The 15,289-nt window shown below is 68.3% G+C and carries 17 protein-coding genes; 7 read left to right on the top strand and 10 right to left on the bottom strand.

Features of this window, described 5'->3' with window-relative positions:
• The first annotated feature begins 300 nt into the window (after nt 1-300).
• Together AAHA49_RS11970 and AAHA49_RS11965 are read left to right on the top strand one after the other, a co-directional pair.
• A complete protein-coding gene (locus AAHA49_RS11970) occupies nt 301-1,494 on the top strand; it encodes an acyl-CoA dehydrogenase family protein (protein WP_342038461.1) in 1,194 nt (397 codons plus the stop codon).
• Between the two features lie 27 nt (nt 1,495-1,521).
• On the top strand, nt 1,522-2,667 hold the full coding sequence (locus tag AAHA49_RS11965; RefSeq protein ID WP_342038460.1) for an acyl-CoA dehydrogenase family protein: 1,146 nt from the start codon (nt 1,522-1,524) through the stop codon (nt 2,665-2,667).
• 632 nt (nt 2,668-3,299) lie between these two features.
• Here AAHA49_RS11965 and AAHA49_RS11960 read toward each other — a convergent pair.
• From AAHA49_RS11960 to AAHA49_RS11930, 7 genes are all read right to left on the bottom strand, one after another.
• Nucleotides 3,300-3,932: a TrmH family RNA methyltransferase gene (locus AAHA49_RS11960; RefSeq protein WP_342038459.1), complete on the bottom strand. Its 633-nt coding sequence runs from the start codon at nt 3,930-3,932 to the stop codon at nt 3,300-3,302.
• Complete coding sequence (locus AAHA49_RS11955; protein ID WP_342038458.1) at nt 3,929-5,800, bottom strand: ABC transporter permease; 1,872 nt, start codon at nt 5,798-5,800, stop codon at nt 3,929-3,931. The genes AAHA49_RS11960 and AAHA49_RS11955 overlap by 4 nt, the downstream gene beginning before the upstream one ends.
• Nucleotides 5,800-6,672: an ABC transporter ATP-binding protein gene (locus AAHA49_RS11950; RefSeq protein WP_342038457.1), complete on the bottom strand. Its 873-nt coding sequence runs from the start codon at nt 6,670-6,672 to the stop codon at nt 5,800-5,802. The genes AAHA49_RS11955 and AAHA49_RS11950 overlap by 1 nt, the downstream gene beginning before the upstream one ends.
• A gap of 150 nt (nt 6,673-6,822) precedes the next feature.
• Nucleotides 6,823-7,389 carry an orotate phosphoribosyltransferase gene (gene pyrE / locus AAHA49_RS11945; protein WP_339391251.1) on the bottom strand — a complete coding sequence of 189 codons (567 nt, stop codon included), beginning with the start codon at nt 7,387-7,389 and terminating at the stop codon, nt 6,823-6,825.
• Between the two features lie 59 nt (nt 7,390-7,448).
• Nucleotides 7,449-7,886 (bottom strand): hypothetical protein, encoded by a 438-nt coding sequence (locus AAHA49_RS11940; protein ID WP_342038456.1) that lies wholly within the window; start codon nt 7,884-7,886, stop codon nt 7,449-7,451.
• 232 nt (nt 7,887-8,118) lie between these two features.
• The gene (locus AAHA49_RS11935; protein WP_339391253.1) at nt 8,119-8,625 is read right to left on the bottom strand and encodes an Asp23/Gls24 family envelope stress response protein; all 507 of its coding nucleotides are present in this window, start codon (nt 8,623-8,625) and stop codon (nt 8,119-8,121) included.
• Entirely contained in the window at nt 8,622-9,185 is a 564-nt protein-coding gene (locus AAHA49_RS11930; protein ID WP_339391254.1) for an RNA polymerase sigma factor, read from the bottom strand. Before AAHA49_RS11930 ends, AAHA49_RS11935 begins: the two co-directional genes overlap by 4 nt.
• A 242-nt stretch (nt 9,186-9,427) precedes the next feature.
• On the opposite strand from AAHA49_RS11930, the gene AAHA49_RS11925 reads away from it, so the two are divergent.
• The 5 genes from AAHA49_RS11925 to AAHA49_RS11905 all read left to right on the top strand — a co-directional run bounded on the left by AAHA49_RS11925 (nt 9,428) and on the right by AAHA49_RS11905 (nt 11,703).
• Nucleotides 9,428-9,910: an Asp23/Gls24 family envelope stress response protein gene (locus AAHA49_RS11925; protein ID WP_339391255.1), complete on the top strand. Its 483-nt coding sequence runs from the start codon at nt 9,428-9,430 to the stop codon at nt 9,908-9,910.
• A gap of 77 nt (nt 9,911-9,987) precedes the next feature.
• Nucleotides 9,988-10,170, top strand: coding sequence for a DUF2273 domain-containing protein (locus AAHA49_RS11920; protein ID WP_339391256.1), 183 nt, complete (start codon nt 9,988-9,990; stop codon nt 10,168-10,170).
• A gap of 5 nt (nt 10,171-10,175) precedes the next feature.
• The gene (locus AAHA49_RS11915; RefSeq protein WP_339391257.1) at nt 10,176-10,544 is read left to right on the top strand and encodes an Asp23/Gls24 family envelope stress response protein; all 369 of its coding nucleotides are present in this window, start codon (nt 10,176-10,178) and stop codon (nt 10,542-10,544) included.
• The gene (locus AAHA49_RS11910) at nt 10,541-11,107 is read left to right on the top strand and encodes a DUF6286 domain-containing protein (protein ID WP_339391258.1); all 567 of its coding nucleotides are present in this window, start codon (nt 10,541-10,543) and stop codon (nt 11,105-11,107) included. Before AAHA49_RS11915 ends, AAHA49_RS11910 begins: the two co-directional genes overlap by 4 nt.
• Entirely contained in the window at nt 11,107-11,703 is a 597-nt protein-coding gene (locus AAHA49_RS11905) for an Asp23/Gls24 family envelope stress response protein (RefSeq protein ID WP_339391259.1), read from the top strand. The genes AAHA49_RS11910 and AAHA49_RS11905 overlap by 1 nt, the downstream gene beginning before the upstream one ends.
• Nucleotides 11,704-11,732: 29 nt before the next feature.
• On the opposite strand, the gene AAHA49_RS11900 is transcribed toward AAHA49_RS11905, so the two are convergent.
• The 3 genes from AAHA49_RS11900 to AAHA49_RS11890 all read right to left on the bottom strand — a co-directional run bounded on the left by AAHA49_RS11900 (nt 11,733) and on the right by AAHA49_RS11890 (nt 15,243).
• Nucleotides 11,733-12,743 (bottom strand): LLM class flavin-dependent oxidoreductase, encoded by a 1,011-nt coding sequence (locus AAHA49_RS11900; protein WP_342038455.1) that lies wholly within the window; start codon nt 12,741-12,743, stop codon nt 11,733-11,735.
• Nucleotides 12,744-13,537: 794 nt separating this feature from the next.
• Complete coding sequence (locus tag AAHA49_RS11895; RefSeq protein ID WP_342038454.1) at nt 13,538-14,422, bottom strand: SDR family NAD(P)-dependent oxidoreductase; 885 nt, start codon at nt 14,420-14,422, stop codon at nt 13,538-13,540.
• Entirely contained in the window at nt 14,419-15,243 is an 825-nt protein-coding gene (locus AAHA49_RS11890; RefSeq protein ID WP_342038453.1) for a thioesterase family protein, read from the bottom strand. The genes AAHA49_RS11895 and AAHA49_RS11890 overlap by 4 nt, the downstream gene beginning before the upstream one ends.
• Nucleotides 15,244-15,289: the final 46 nt, after the last annotated feature.

Raw genomic sequence — 15,289 nt, 5'->3', positions numbered from 1 at the left:
GTCACCGATCCACTGGTCCGACGAGGTCTCGCTCGCCCGACGCAGCTCTCGGCCGGGTACCTCGCGATCGACTCGGCATCGGCGGCATGGGTGGCCGTGATTCCAGGTCAGGTGTCTGCGGTGGGGTGGACCGTCGACGACCGCGAAGCTGGGGATGTGGGGACACAATAACCGCATATGCCATGGCACGCAATGAGCTTCCCGCATCCCGGGCATCGGGGCGGGCCGCTCCACTTGTGAGTGACCTCACGCGACCGTACTATGGGAGCTAACTTACTGAACGATCTATCAGGAGCTTTCATGGACACCCTTCTGAGCGCAGAAGAGCGCGAGTTCGCGCAGCAGATGCGTCAGTTCTACCGCACGGAGATCCCTGAGGAGCTGCGCTTCAAGGTCGCCACCGGGCAGGAGCTGACCAAGGACGACATGGTCACTTCGCAGCGCATCCTCAACGCCAACGGCTATGCGGTGCCCCACTGGCCCGTCGAGTGGGGCGGCCAGGACTGGACCCCCGTGCAGCGCCACATCTGGCTCGAGGAGATGCAGCTGGCGAGCGTTCCCGCGCCCCTGCCGTTCAACGTCTCGATGGTCGGTCCGGTCATCGCGACCTTCGGGTCGCAGGAGCTGGGGCAGCGCTTCCTCCCGGCCACAGCGAACCTCGACATCTGGTGGTCGCAGGGCTTCTCCGAGCCCAACGCCGGATCCGACCTCGCCTCCCTCACCACCTCGGCGGTGAGATCGGGTGACAAGTACATCGTCAACGGTCAGAAGACGTGGACGACCCTGGGCCAGTACGGTGACTGGATCTTCATGCTCGTGCGCACCAACCCCGAGGTCAAGAAGCAGGCGGGCATCTCCTTCCTCCTCATCGACATGAAGTCCCCTGGCGTGACCGTGCGCCCGATCCAGCTCATCGACGGCGGCCACGAGGTCAACGAGGTCTTCTTCGACAACGTCGAGGTGCCCGTGGAGAACCTCGTCGGCGAGGAGAACAAGGGCTGGACGTACGCGAAGTTCCTCCTCGGCAACGAGCGCACCGGCATCGCGCGCATCGGCGCCTCGAAGGTCAATCTCGCCCGCGCCAAGGCCTACGCCGCGGTGACGAAGACGGCGACCGGCACGCTGCTCGACGATCCCCTGTTCTCGGCGCGCCTGACGAGGCTGGAGGCCGAGCTCACGGCCCTCGAGATGACGCAGCTGCGCATCCTGTCGACGCAGGCCGCAGGTTCCGAGAAGCCGGATCCGCGCTCCTCGGTCCTCAAGCTCAAGGGCTCGCAGCTCCAGGAGGACATCAGTGAGATCCTCGTCGATGTGCTCGGTCCGCAGGGCCTCGACTTCGTCACCGACCGCGTCCAGGGTGAGGGTCTGACCGACCTGCCGCTCGGCGCCGTCGACGCGCTGCCCGCCTACTTCAACACCCGCAAGGTCACCATCTACGGCGGTTCGTCCGAGGTGCAGCGGGGAATCATCTCGAAGGCCCTGCTCGGTCTCTGACTCGGTCACTGAAAGGTACGTACACCGATGGATCTTGAACTCAACGACATTCAGCAGGAACTCGCCAGCACGCTGGGGAAGTATCTGCGCACCGAGTACGACACGGCCGCCCGCGATGCCATTCTCGCCAGCGACGAGGGCATCTCGCGTGAGAAGTGGCAGCAGTTCGCGGAGATGGGCCTCACCGGTCTGACGATCCCCGAAGGCTACGGCGGAGCGGAGATGACCTTCGCCGAGGTGGCTGTCGTCCTCGAGGCGTTCGGCCGCTCTCTCGTGCTCGAGCCCTTCGTCGCCACTGCCGTCCTCGGCGCGAACGCCGTGCTCCTTGCCGGCAGCGAGGAGCAGAAGCAGGCGATCCTGCCCGGCGTCGCCGAAGGGCAGACCTTCCTCGCCGTCGCCGCCCTCGAACCGGGTCAGCGCTATGCCCTGGCGCAGCCGTCGACGACGGCGACAGCGGACGGAGACGGCGTCACCCTCTCGGGTGAGAAGAACGGTGTGCTCGGCGGCGACGTCGCCGACCACTTCATCGTCACTGCCGTCGAGAACGGTGAGCTCGGACTCTTCCTCGTCGCCGCCGACGCCGCGGGTCTCACGCGGGTCGCCCACCGCCAGGCCGATGGCCTCGGCAGTGCGAGCCTGCGCTTCGCCGACACTCCGGCGCAGCGCCTCAACGCGGCCGATGCCCGCGCCGTGCTCGACGAGGTGTTCGACCTCGGCAACGCCGCGATCATGGCTGAAGCCGTCGGCGCGATGGAGGCCTCGCTGACGATGACGGCCGAGTACCTCAAGACGCGTGAGCAGTTCGGGGCGCCGATCGGCGCGAACCAGGCCCTTCAGCACCGGGCCGCCGACCTCTACGCGGATCTCGAGTACGCCCGCAGCATGGCGCTCTTCGCTCGCCTCGCGGTCACCGCCGAGGGCGAGGGGGCGGAGAAGGATCGGCACCGCGACGTCATCGCGGCGAAGATCGTCGTCGATTCGACCTCGCGGCACGTCGCGCAGGAGTCGATCCAGATGCACGGCGGCATCGGCATGACGATGGAGTACCCGATCGGGCACTACGCGAAGCGCCTCACGGTGATCTCGCGGACGTTCGACGACGCGGATTCGCTCACGGCGGAGCTCGCGCAGATCGGCGGACTCATCGAACCGCACGCCGCAGACCTGTCCTGACCGGGCGGGTCGGTACGGGCTGGGCTGGTCGGTCCTAGCCGGGCTGGTCGGTCCTAGCCGGGCTGTCGGTCCGGTACGGGGCTGGTCGGTCCGGTACGGGGCTGGTCAGTCCGGTCGTCCGGGCCGGCAGGCGCAGGTTCGGCCGCATGAGGCGCCGGGAGACCATCAGAGTCTCCCGGCGCCGTTGCGTATCCGGGCTTGGGCTGAGACTGGGCGACCGCGTGGGTCTCTGCCTCGTCGTGGGTCCCGGCCTCGTCGCGTATTCGAGCTTGGGCTGAACGATGAGTCGGCTGCCTGCCCGGGCCGGGTCCGAGCGGCGGAACTGCCGGCCTGACCTGCGGGCGGGAGCCGCACCCCGATCGCAGTACGGTATCCGGCTGTGACGATTCCGCGCCGCCTCCGAGGTGCTGTGACGATTCCGCGCCGCCTCCGAGGTGCTGTGACGATTCCGCGCCGCCTCCGAGGTGCTGTGACGATTTTGTGCCGCCTCCGAGGTGATTGTGCGCCGCGCCCATGGCGAATCCGGCGCCGATTCCACCCTCAACCTTCCGCACAATCCGGGCGGTCACCCTCAACCTTCCGCACAATGGCGAGGAGGGGCAGGCGCTCGTCATGCGCGGAGCGCCGAGCCCCTACCCGACGGGCTGGTCGAAGACGTGGCGGCGCACCCACGCGTGCATCGTGATCGCTGCCGCCGCCGCGGCATTCATCGATCGCGTCGAGCCGTACTGCGCGATCGAGAGCACCGCCGAGCTCGCCCGATGCGCCTCCTCGCTCAGCCCCGGCCCCTCCTGACCGAAGAGGAGGAGGCAGCGCTGCGGCAGGTCGTAGGTCTCCAGCGGCACCGAGTCCGGGAAGTTGTCGACCCCGATGAGCGGCACGTCATTGTCTGTGCACCACTGCAGCAGGTCGTCGACGCTCGGATGGTGGATGACGTGCTGGTACTTGTCGGTGACCATCGCTCCGCGCCGATTCCAGCGCCGGCGCCCGACGATGTGGACGGCGGCGGCGTTGAAGGCGTTCGCCGTGCGCACGACCGACCCGATGTTGAGGTCGTGCTGCCAGTTCTCGACGCCGACGTGGAATCCGTGCCGCACCGTGTCGAGGTCGGCGACGATCGCGTCGTGCCTCCAGTAGCGGTACTTGTCGACGACGTTGCGCCGATCACCCTCGGCGAGCAGCTCCGGATCGTAGTGCTCGCCGACAGGCCAGGGGCCGGTCCACGGACCGACCCCCACCTGCTCAGCTTCGTAACCGTCGGTCACTTCGCGTCGTCGCTGTCGGCATCCTTCGCGGAGTCCCGGGCGCCTGCGGCCCTGGTCCCCCTCGCCGAGGTGGTTCCCTTCGACGCGGTGGTTCCCTTCGTCGAGGTGGTTCCCTTCGTCGAGGTGGTTCCCTGCGACGCGGCGGTGGACTTCGCAGACGCGGTCCCCTTCGCCGAGGTGGTGGCCGTGACGGTCTCGGACACCTCGACCGTCACCTCGTCGGACGCATCCGCGTCACTGTCGTCAGCATCCTGCGTCGCCGATGCAGCACCCTTCGAGCCCGACTTCTTCGAGCCAGTGTCCTTCGAGTCAGACTTCTTAGAATCCGCGTCCTTCGCGTCCGCGGCCTTCGCATCGGCATCCTTGGCCGCAGCGACCTTCTTGGCCCGCTTGCTCATCTTCACGGTCTTGCCACCGCGGCCGCCGCCGGCGAGCACCGACCTGACGTAGGCACCACCGGCGAGCGCGTGGATGATGAAGGCGAGCACCGCGGCGATGGCGGCGGCCACGAGGCCCTCCCACCATGCCGGCTGGGCGGCGAAGTAGCGGTCGGCGATGCCGATCGGCGAGGTGAACGGAACCCAGCCGAGGACCCGGCCGACCGTTCCCGAGGCGCCGACGATGACCGGGGCCATCGCACCGCCGACGGTGAGCACGCCGATGATCGCGACCATCGTCTTGCGCGCCTTGTCACCGGTGATCGTCGAGGCCCACACGAGGAGGGCGAAGATCGTCCAGGCGGTGAAGAACAGGGTGAGCGCGAACCAGCCGAGCCCCGGCAGCATCGCGAACGCGAGCGAGGTCTGACCCGAGATCGAGAGACCGAGCTCGAGGACGACGGCGGCCACGAGAAGGTGGATGACGACGAGCGTGAGCATGCCCGTCACCCGCCCCGAGGCGGCGGCGCGCGGCGGAATCGTCGCGGCGATGATCTCCGTGATCCGGTTGCGCTTCTCGAGCCGGAGGTTCTGGTAGAGCGCGGTGCCGAGCGTGGCGATGACGAGGAGCGAGAACACGACCATGCCCCACAGCAGCGGGACCGCGACGTCCTCGGGCACGGCCGGTGTCTGCAGCAGCGTCGCCTCGGTCTGCGGCGCGAGACGCTCGAGGAGCGCCGTGGGCTGCTTGTCGAGGGCGATGATCGTCGGCTGCGACTGGCCCGAGGGGTCCTGGATGAACGCGGCGTCGACCGTGCCGTCCCGGACGAGCTGCTCAGCCGCCTGCGCATCGGGGGCGTCGGTGATCGAGACGCCGAGCTGCTGCTCGTACATCGCGGCCTGCTCGCCGACTCCGACCATCGCCATGCTCGGGGTGCCCGAGCTCGCCTGTGCGTCGCGGACGATCCCGCTGACGATCACGGCGACGATGCCGAGGACGACGACGGCGACGGTGACGAGGAAGAACGGACTGCGCATCGTCGTCGAACTCTCCCGGTTCGACACGAGCCACGAGGCCTGGCGCCTGCCGACGTCGACGAACTCCGAGACGAGTCCCGTCTCGGGCAGATCCTCGGGGTCGGGGGTGTCCTCGGCGAGTTCGTAGGGAACCTCGTCGAGACCGAGCGTCGAATCCGCGGAATCCTCGCCGAGGCGGTCGTCGGCATCCGCCGAAGCGGCTTTGCCGGCAGCGGCTTTCCCGTCACCGGCCTTCCCGCTGGCAGGCTTTCCGGCGGCGGTCTTCCCGCTGGCAGGCTTTCCGGCACCGGTCTTCCCAGCACCGGCCTTACCAGCACCCGACTTCCCGGACGCCGAGACACCGGTCACTCCGCCGAGGTCGTCGAGGCTCGTCGGGGCCGTGCCCTTCGAGGTCGTCGTCTTCTTCGCGTCGTCGGGCGTCTGATCGTCCCGCGCATCGTCCTTGCGTGCCATCACAAAGTCTCCTTGAACTGCTCGGCCAACGTCGGGCGCACCCGCTCGAAGCGCTCCACCTTGCGCAGCGTCGCCACCGACGCGGCAGCGGAGCCGGGATCGTCGCTGCGGAAGCGGATGACGGTGTCGATGACCTCGATCTCCGTGATGCCCGCGCGTCCCCGCAGCGACGACGCGGCCGCCTCGGCGTCGGCCAGGGCGACCTCGTAGCGATGCTCGCCGAGGAGGTCGTCGACGCTGCCGGCGGCGGTGACCTTGCCCTGGCTGAGCACGACGATGTCGTCGGCGAACTTCTCCGCGGCCTCCCAGTCGTCGGTGGCGAGGATGACGGGCACGCCCGAGGCGGCATGGGCCCGCAGCAGGGACATGACGAGTTCGGTCGACTTCGTGTCGAGGCCGTTGAAGGCGTCGTCGATGACGACGACGTCGGGGTCGGCGGCCAGGGTCGCTGCAATGTCGACGCGGGCGATCTCGGCGCCGCTGAGGTTCTTCAGCGGGGCGTAGCCGCGGTCGGCGAGCTCGAGCCGGCCGAGCAGCGTCAGGGCATTGCGCTCGGCAGCACCGAGGGTGATGCCGTGGAGGCGCGCGAGATAGACGATCTGATCGATGACGCGCATGTTCGGGTAGCCGCCGCGCTCACCGGGCAGGTAGCCGAAGTTCTGCCGGTCGCCGAAGTCGAGTTCGTAGCCCTCGAGTTCGACGGTGCCCTCATCAGCGGTGATGAGGCCCATGATGACGCGCACGAGTTCGGTGCGGCCTGCCGATCGGGTCCCGACGATGGCGGTGATCCGACCCGGCTCGGCGGTGAAGCTCACCTCATCCAGATATGTCCGCTTCCCCTTGCGCAGGGAAATCCCTTTCAGTGTGAGCACACGCGATCCTTACGTTGTCCAACGGGCGCCGTTTGCAGCCACGGCCCTTGAGAGTTTCTCATCTATCGTGGTGAATCGCGCAGGGCGATTCAAACCAGGTCCGGGATTTCAACGGAATTGACAGTCGAGTCCCAGCTGGTGGTCGCGAGCTCAGTCGAGCCCGAGGTCCTTCGTCGTCAGCGCCGTGAGATAGGGGATCCCGGTGGCTTCGACCTTCTCCTTCGCCCCCGTGTCACGGTCCATGACGACGGCCACGGCGACCACCTCGGCGCCGGCCTCCCTCAGCGCCTCGACGGCGGTGAGCACGGAACCGCCCGTCGTCGAGGTGTCCTCGACGGCGATGACACGCTTGCCGGCGACATCGGGACCCTCGACGCGACGGGACATCCCGTGCTTCTTCGCCTCCTTGCGGACGACGAACGAGTCGACGGGGGTGCCGCGGACGACGGAGCGGTGCATGACGGCGGTGCCGACGGGATCGGCGCCCATCGTCAGTCCGCCGACGGCGTCGATGGAGTCGAGCAGGCCCTCGGCCTCGAGGAGGTCGAGGACGACGTCGCCGATGAGCGGGGCCGAGCGGTGGTCGAGGGTGACCCGGCGCAGATCGAGGTAGTAGTCGGCCTCGCGGCCCGAGGAGAGGGTGACCCGACCGCGGACGACGGCGAGTTCGTCGATGAGGTCGAGCAGCTGTCGGCGGGTGTCCGCGGGGTCGGTCATGGCCCCCAGTCTACTTGGCCCTCACCTCGCCGAGGCGGGGGCCGGTTCCGCGGGCACGCTCAGTGTGCGCTGTCACGGGTGATCACCCTGAGATCGACCTCGACGGGCTTGCCGACCTCACGGTCGACGACGCCGAAGATCTCGTCGACGATCACAGCGACGGACCGCGAATCGTCGAAGTGGGCGTCGATGCGCACACGCCAGCCGTTCTCGGACTCGGAGAGGTCGATGCCCACGGGCTCTCCGCCGGAGCGGCGCAGCACGCGGGCCGTGGCGCTGGCCACGAGGTCCTTCATCCCCGGCGCGAGTGAGGCCACTCCCCCGATGCCGACGATCCGGTGGGCGAGCTGCTGCGCGGTGTGCGTGAGCGGGCCGCCCTCCGTCGGATCCGCATCGCCTTCCGCGTCGGGGCCCGGCGGCAGTGCGGGCTCGGAAGTCGCGTCCGGTCCCGCGGGAAGCTCGGGTTCCGGCGCCGGGGTGGTCGGTGGCTTCGGCACGGTTCCTGAACCGGCGCCTGCGCCTGCGCCTGCGCCTGCGCTCGGGGATGTGCCCGGCGCCGGCACGGGGCTGGTATCCCCGGTTCGCGCGGCGCTCGCTGGTCGGCGCCCCGGCATCGGCGCTGAGGGGGTGTCCGGATGCGACTCGGGCGGGTTCGGGGGAACGATGGGTTCCTCGTGCCTGACCTCGAGCGGAGTCGGCGTCTCGTGCGGGTCATGCGCCACGCGGGGGTCATTCGACATAGGCATCCTCGACTTCGATATCGATCCGTGCTGCCGGCACTCCGAGTTCGCGCTCCAGCGCTTCGGAGACCGCTGCCCTGATGAGATCCGCGGCGGCGACGAAACGGATGTCCGCGCGCATCGTCACGGTCAGCCGCACCTCGGCGGCGCTGCCGGACGGCTCCCCTGCGGCGGCGATGCCGACGCTGCGGGAGCGGATCCCGTCGACCGTGTCGACGGCACTGCGGATGATCGTCCGCACCGCCGCCGAGGCGATCGAGTACTCATGTCCCTCACTCGTGCGCAGCTTCGTCGACGGTCCTCGGTAGAGGTCGTTGCGGACGAGCTGGAGGATCCGTTCCCGGATCCCCGCGGTCTGCTCGGGGTCGGGAACGTAGTGGCCCAAATAGTCGTCGATGACATCGCGCAGCTCGGAGTCGAGATCGGGAGCGGCGCGCTCGGCGTCGAGGTCCGGAGCGGCGCGCTCGTCCTCGACCTGCCTGCGATCATCACTCATGTCCATCCCTTCATCCCTTCGACGATGGCGGCTCGGGCGCGATGGATCCGGCCGCGCACACTGCCTTCGGTGATGCCCAAGGTGTCCGCCACTTCAGCGTAGCTGAGGCCCTCCATCTGGTGGAGGACCCAGGTGATGCGCTGCTCGGTGGACAGGGTCGAGAAGACCTCGGCGAACCGTTCGAGCGCACTGCGCGCCTCGACGCGCTTCTCCACGGAAGCGCGTTCGTCGGGGTGGATGCCCATGTCCTCGGGGTCGACCGGATCCGTCGACCGGCTCACGCGTTTGCGCAGCACATCCGTGCACCGGTTCGAGGCCATCCGATAGACCCAGGTGCCGAAGGCCGCGGGAGCGTCGAGCGCAGCGAGCGATCTCCACGCCTGCACGAGAGTGTCCTGGACGACGTCCTCGGCGTCCTGCCTGTCCCCGAGCGTGCGCATCGCGAAGCGCAGCAGTCTGACCTCGTACCGGTCGACGAGTGAGGCGAAGGCGTCGACATCGCCTTCCCGGGCCCGCACGACGAGGGTCACGACGTCGATTCCATCATCACCTCTTGCCATGATTCAGATCATAGGCGAGGCGGCCACCTGGGAACATACCTTGTCGTGGAATTGCCGGAATGTTCACTGATTCGAGACCGCGGCGCACATCCCGCAACGCCGGAGGAGGGCCCGGCCCAGAGGGCGCAGAGGGCCTCCCGCCCAGGGGTGCGAAAAAAACTTCGGAATCGTGCGTGAGGATTCCGCACCCGCCGCGTCTGTACCTATGTCAGCACCTCCGACACGAAAAGGATTGAATGATCATGCCTGAGACCAAAGATTCCTCCACCACCTCGGCCGCTGGCTCGACCGCTTCGGCCGGCGCCGACATCAAGAGCCCCCTCGTCACCGACAAGGGCAACACGACGATCTCGGAGAACGTCGTCGCCAAGCTCGCCGGCATCGCGGCGCGCGAGGTTCCCGGCGTCTTCGGAATGGGCAACGCCGCTCGCCGTGCGTTCGACACCCTCACCGACCGGATCCCCGGCTCGCAGACGAACGTCTCGGGCGGAGTGTCCGTGGAGAAGGGCGAGAAGCAGACCGCGATCGATCTGACGATCGTCGTCGAGTACGGCTCCTCCATCGTCGACGTCGCCGAGGCGATCCGCCGCAACGTCATCCGTGCCGTCGAACAGGGCACCGGACTCCAGGTCGTCGAGGTCAACATCGACGTCACCGACGTCCACCTGCCCGACGACGACAACGACGACCAGAAGAAGCAGGACGAGTCGACCAGCCTCTCCTGACACACCCATCCCTCGCTGACGCCCCCGAGGCGAGCCCTCGCCTCGGGGAGCGCAGCGACAGCCCTGGAAGGACAGCCATGTCGAAAACACTTATCGGACTGCTCGTCGGACTGACCCTCGGCATCGTCGCGTACTTCGGAGGATTCATCGCATTCCTCGTCGTCGCAATCTGCGGTGGGCTCGGTCTCACCATCGGTCTCGTCCTCGACGGTCGACTCGACCTCGGAGCCCTGAGCTCGCGTTCGACGACGCGGAGGTGATCGGCGTGGCTGCATCACGCGGTAGCCTCACGATCGCGGACAAGGTCGTCGAGAAGACGGCCGCCGAGATCCTCAAGGGCATTCCCGGAGTGGGCGGCACGACCTCGGGCTTCCTCGGCATCGGCGGCAGTGACAGCCTCGATGCCAGACCGAGCGTGTCCGTGACGCTCTCCGGCCGCAGCTGCATCCTTCAGGTGCGGCTGGGCATCAGATATCCGCTGCCGATCTCCCAGACCACCGAATCGGTGCGCGAGACCCTACGCTCGAAGGTCGAGTCGCTCACGGGAGTCAGCGTCCGCCAGGTCGACATCGATGTGACCTGGCTCCGGCCCGAGACCGCGGGCCGCTCAGCAGAAGTGAGGAGTCTGGCATGAGTGCACAGCTTCTGCGCGCCCGTCCTGCACGGGTCGTGCCATCCGTCATCGTCGCCGTGGTCCTCCTGCTCATCGCCGTGGGTCTGGGATGGGCGGGGATCGCCGCGATCGCCCAGGCGAACTCCGCGAACGCGTCGCTGGAGACGATCCTGCCGGGCATCGCCGGCGCCGAATCGCTCCAGTGGAGCACCCCCGCCGTGATCGCCGTCGCCGTCGTCGTCGCCCTCATCGGCCTCGTGCTCCTCGTCCTCGCGATCTCGCCGGGAGCCCGCCGCATCCTCGGACTGCGGGCCCCTGCGGCCGAGCACGTCGAGCGCCTCGAGGTCGCCATGCCGACGTCCGCGCTCTCCGACCTCGCCGCCTCGGCGGCGGATTCCGTCGACGGGGTCGCCCGGGTGCGCGCCTCGTCGAACACCCGGTCGTCGATCGTCACGTTCAGCACCCCGGTGCGTGACACCGCCGAGATCCGCAGCGAGGTCGCCGATTCGGTCACGCGTCGACTGGATTCGATCGACTTCGTCAGGCAACCGAGCGTGCGCGTGCACGCGGTCAGGAGGCAGTGATGCGACGCATGGCAGCCGGGGCGAATCGCACCGGACTCTTCATCATCGGACTCATCCTCCTCCTCGGCGGGGCGTTCGCGGCCCTCTTCGGGCTCGGACTTCTGGGCAGCATCCTGCCGGGACTCGACCCCGCGGCGAGCCTCGCTCCGATCGCGGACAAGTTCGCACTTCCGTTCTCGGGCCTCGTCGCCGTCGTCATCGCCGTCGTGCTGGCCGTCATCGGCATCTGGTGGCTGTCCCTGCAGATCCCGCGCAAGGACGCCGCGAAGCCGCTGCGCCTGCAGCAGGATGCGCGGACGGGCATCACCTCGGTCACCGCAAATGTCATCGCCGAGGCGGTCTCCGACGATCTCGAGGCCACCGAAGGCGTCGAGGACGCCCAGGTCATCCTCCGCGGCAGCGCGAAGCGACCCGAGCTCATCGTCCACGTCGACGTCGACGAACGCGCCGACATCGATGCCGTCGTCGAGGAGATCGCCACCCGGGTCGCCGGGAACGCGAGCGAAGCACTCGGAGTGCCGATCGCGGCCATGGGTCTCGAGATCGGCGTCGCCCGCACCTCGAATCGGAAGCAGCGCGAGGTCACTCTCGCCTAGCCGGCCGGANGGCCCCACCGCTCCGTCTCTCATTCGGCCCGGTCGAGTCCCCACGCCTCGGCGAGGAGTTCGACGGACCTGGCCCGCAGCGCGGGATCGAAGGTGTACGTCGTGATGATGAGTTCGTCGACGCCGAGGTCGGCGACGATCTCCTCGAGTCGTGCCACCGCGGTCTCCGGCGAACCGACGGCCCTGACCTGCTGGAAGTCCTCGACGAAGCGCAGAGCATCGGGGCCGATGACCTCCGCGAGGTCGTCGACCGGCGGAGCGAGCGGTCCGCGTCGGCCGGTCGCGATGCCCGCTGCGAGCTGCCCGGCGGTCGTGAACAGGCGCCTCGCCTCCTCATCGGTCGGGGCGACGAGGACGTTGACCCCCGCCATGACATAGGGGACATCGATCTCCGCGGTGACGTAGTCGGTCGAGAACGACTCCCGGTACCGACGGATCGCCGCATGCCGCGCGGCCGGAGCGAAGTGCGAGGCGAAGACATAAGGCAGACCGAGGGCGGCGGCGACCGTCGCCCCGTCGAGGCTCGACCCGAGGATCCACAGGGGCACGTTCGTCCCCTGCCCCGGCATCGCCGTGATCTGCCCGGTCCCTTCGCCGAGGTGGCGCTGGAGTTCGACGACGTCCTCGACGAACGTGTCGGCGGCCGCCGTCCCCCGACGCAGCGCCGCCGCCGTCCGCGGATCCGTGCCGGGAGCTCGCCCGAGGCCGAGGTCGATGCGGTCGCCGTACATCTCCGCGAGCGTGCCGTAGTATTCGGCGACCATGAGCGGGGAATGGTTGGGCAGCATGACTCCCCCGGAACCGAGCCGGATCCGAGCCGTGTTCTCCGCGGCCCGGCCGATGAGCAGCGAGGTCGCCGACGACGCGAAGGTGGGGACGTTGTGGTGCTCGGCGTACCAGTACCGCCGGTATCCGAGGCCGTCGGCGAGACGGGCGAGCGCGACCGATTCGTCAAGGGCCGTTGAGACGCTCATCCCCTCGGAGACGGGGACGAGATCGAGGATCGACAGCGGGACACGAGTCTCTGACATCGCGGTTCCTCTCTTCGACGTGCGGACAGGATATACCCGACTCACACGCTGCGCTCTGCCTTCGCAGTGGCCGCCTGCGACGCTTCCCGCGTGCGCGCCCAATCCTCCTCGCTCATCTCTGACAGAGAGGCGAAGGTCGCGGGTCCCGCGAGCATCTGCCGCGGCAGCGCGAAGCGACCCGAGCTCATCGTCGACGTCGACGTCGACGTGATTGCCGTCCGCCATCGGACGACGCCGTGGGCAGCCGATCGCCTTCGACCGTCGAGGTGGACAACCCGTGGGATACATCACATCGCCGTACCGGAGGCTTCACCCTGAGCGGACGTTCGATGACGCCTGCCGCTCGGACACGCGCCACAGCCGCGTCGGACGGGGTCGCAATGACCTCAGGAATGACTTTCAGTGACGTGAACGATGACTTAATCATGACCTGAACTGGCCGCTCGTAGGCGATCGCGGGCTGCTCATTTCTGCTCAAAAGCCTGCGGATTTGAACAGTGTTCTGCAAACAGTTGACGCTGCCGTGATCGAAAGAGGGTGAATGACAAAGACCCCGGGGCGCGTAATCGCGTCATCCCGGGGTCCTCGCAGCACTCCCCTCGAGTACCCGGACGCATCCCCATACGTCCGTTATGTCCACCCGATCCCCACCGGGCGGACATCACAATTTCACCACACCTTCCGCCTCGTTGTAAAGGTTGATCTCCCACTTATTTACTCTCATTGAATGAGAGATTCGATGTCTCTGACTCGAGAACCCGCAGATCAGAGCGTCGGTCAAGATGGTTCAAACCTCAACTTTCCTGGTCATTCAGGGTCGAAAAAAACTTTCCGAAAAAGTTCTCACGGGAATCCTCCGGCACCTCGTCCGCACTGCCGCGATCATGTCGGCGGTCGAATGCGAATCCCTGAGAACCCCGCCGAACAAGACCGCGCGGAACGAACCGGGCGAACTTCGCGACCAGCGAGTACTGCCAACCGGGAATCGACACCACCCTCCCGCGGCGGGCATCGTGCAGGGAAGTGCGCACGACGTCATCGACACTCAGCCAGATCCACCCCGGTCCTGGTCGCATCGCTCCGAGCCGTTCGTGGAACTCCGTGCGGACGAAGCCGGGCAGCACCGCAGTGACGGTCACCGGGGTCTCCCTCAGCTCCCCGGCGAGCGCCTCGGTGAAGACGAGGCTCGCCGCCTTCGATGCCGCGTACTGCCCCATCGTCGTCAGCGCGGCCAGTGAGGACACGGTGATGATGCCCCCGCGTCCGCGGTCCCGCATGCGCGCAGCCGCGGCGAGCGAGAGCTCGCGCACGGCACCGGAGAGCACTGTGTCGAGGTCCGCGACATCCTGCGGATCGGAGTCGAGGAGACCGTGCTTGAGCCCGTAGCCGGCGTTGTTGACGAGCACATCGACCCGACGGGTCTCGATGACCTCGACGACCGCGGCGATGTCCGCAGGCTTCGAGAGGTCGGCGGGCACCACCTCGGCGCGGATGCCGTTCTCGGATTCGAGCTGTGCTGCGAGCGCCTGCAGCCGCTCCGCACTGCGGGCGACGAGGACGAGGTCGAATCCCTCGGCGGCGAGCGCCCGGGCATAGCCGCGGCCCAGGCCCGCACTCGCGCCGGTGACCAGCGCCCGGGGCCCGGAGCCACCCGCACCGGCGTCGCGGGCCGTGGTCATTTCGCGCCTTGGCCCATCCGCACCGTCAGCGACTGCGCGGCCGTGCCGATGGGACCGAGCGCATCACTGAGCACGCTCGCCGTCTCCCCGACCCCGGTGGGCCCGAACGCGACGCGGGTCTCGAAGCCGACCCAGCCCGGCTCGGGCGTGCGGACGAGGTGAATCGTGAGGTCGACGTTGGGGAAGAAGGTCGTGCGCGGGTCGGCGCGGATCGCCAGCCCGTTCGCGGTGTCGACGAACTTGACGACGGCGGCCGCAGGCGGGTCGACCTCGCCGTCGACGAGCGGCAGCGGGGAGGTGATCCAGCTGCGGGCGAACCCCGGTCGCGCATCGGCGTCCTGCCGGCCCGCGAGCGAGGCGATGTATCCCCCGCCCCACCGCTGACTGAACGGAGAGGCCGGCATCTCCTCCGGTGCGGCCAGCGGCGTCCATTCGCTGCCGGTCACCGCTTCCGTGTCGCTGCCGAGCAGCCGCCACACCCGGGCCTGGATGCTCACCCGGTCGCCGTGGCGCATCGAGGCTTCGATGAGCTCGATCGTCCGGCCGGGGCGGACGACGCTGACGTCGATCGTGAACTCTCCGGAATGGATGACGCCGAGGATGTCGAAGCTCACCCGGGAGACGATCTTCTCGCTCGGCAACCGCCGCTCCACCTCGGCGAGGACGAGGCCGGAGGCGGGGGCCAGATGCTGCTCCCCGGGCTGCCACGCGCCCTGACTGTGCAGCGTCGAGACGAAGCGGTCCTCACCGAGGCGCACATAGTAGGAGTCGGGGACGGTCGCGCCGTCGTGGCCGAGGTGGCGATTGAGAGCGTCAGGCATGCCGCCAGACTATCGGGTGCCATCGACGCGGACACCGTCTAGGGTG

Origin of the sequence: Brevibacterium ammoniilyticum, from assembly GCF_038429965.1 — a bacterium.
Taxonomy (GTDB): Bacteria; Actinomycetota; Actinomycetes; order Actinomycetales; family Brevibacteriaceae; genus Brevibacterium; species Brevibacterium ammoniilyticum.
This window is presented reverse-complemented; position numbering and strand designations above follow the sequence as displayed.

What these genes read in the sequence shown, in the direction of transcription:
- AAHA49_RS11970 (WP_342038461.1), top strand. Translation starts at nt 301, where the DNA reads ATGGACACCCTTCTGAGCGCAGAAGAGCGCGAGTTCGCGCAGCAGATG.
- AAHA49_RS11965 (WP_342038460.1), top strand. Translation starts at nt 1,522, where the DNA reads ATGGATCTTGAACTCAACGACATTCAGCAGGAACTCGCCAGCACGCTG.
- AAHA49_RS11955 (WP_342038458.1), bottom strand. Translation starts at nt 5,800, where the DNA reads ATGGCACGCAAGGACGATGCGCGGGACGATCAGACGCCCGACGACGCG.
- pyrE (WP_339391251.1), bottom strand. Translation starts at nt 7,389, where the DNA reads ATGACCGACCCCGCGGACACCCGCCGACAGCTGCTCGACCTCATCGAC.
- AAHA49_RS11935 (WP_339391253.1), bottom strand. Translation starts at nt 8,625, where the DNA reads ATGAGTGATGATCGCAGGCAGGTCGAGGACGAGCGCGCCGCTCCGGAC.
- AAHA49_RS11930 (WP_339391254.1), bottom strand. Translation starts at nt 9,185, where the DNA reads ATGGCAAGAGGTGATGATGGAATCGACGTCGTGACCCTCGTCGTGCGG.
- AAHA49_RS11925 (WP_339391255.1), top strand. Translation starts at nt 9,428, where the DNA reads ATGCCTGAGACCAAAGATTCCTCCACCACCTCGGCCGCTGGCTCGACC.
- AAHA49_RS11920 (WP_339391256.1), top strand. Translation starts at nt 9,988, where the DNA reads ATGTCGAAAACACTTATCGGACTGCTCGTCGGACTGACCCTCGGCATC.
- AAHA49_RS11910 (WP_339391258.1), top strand. Translation starts at nt 10,541, where the DNA reads ATGAGTGCACAGCTTCTGCGCGCCCGTCCTGCACGGGTCGTGCCATCC.
- AAHA49_RS11905 (WP_339391259.1), top strand. Translation starts at nt 11,107, where the DNA reads ATGCGACGCATGGCAGCCGGGGCGAATCGCACCGGACTCTTCATCATC.
- AAHA49_RS11900 (WP_342038455.1), bottom strand. Translation starts at nt 12,743, where the DNA reads ATGTCAGAGACTCGTGTCCCGCTGTCGATCCTCGATCTCGTCCCCGTC.
- AAHA49_RS11895 (WP_342038454.1), bottom strand. Translation starts at nt 14,422, where the DNA reads ATGACCACGGCCCGCGACGCCGGTGCGGGTGGCTCCGGGCCCCGGGCG.
- AAHA49_RS11890 (WP_342038453.1), bottom strand. Translation starts at nt 15,243, where the DNA reads ATGCCTGACGCTCTCAATCGCCACCTCGGCCACGACGGCGCGACCGTC.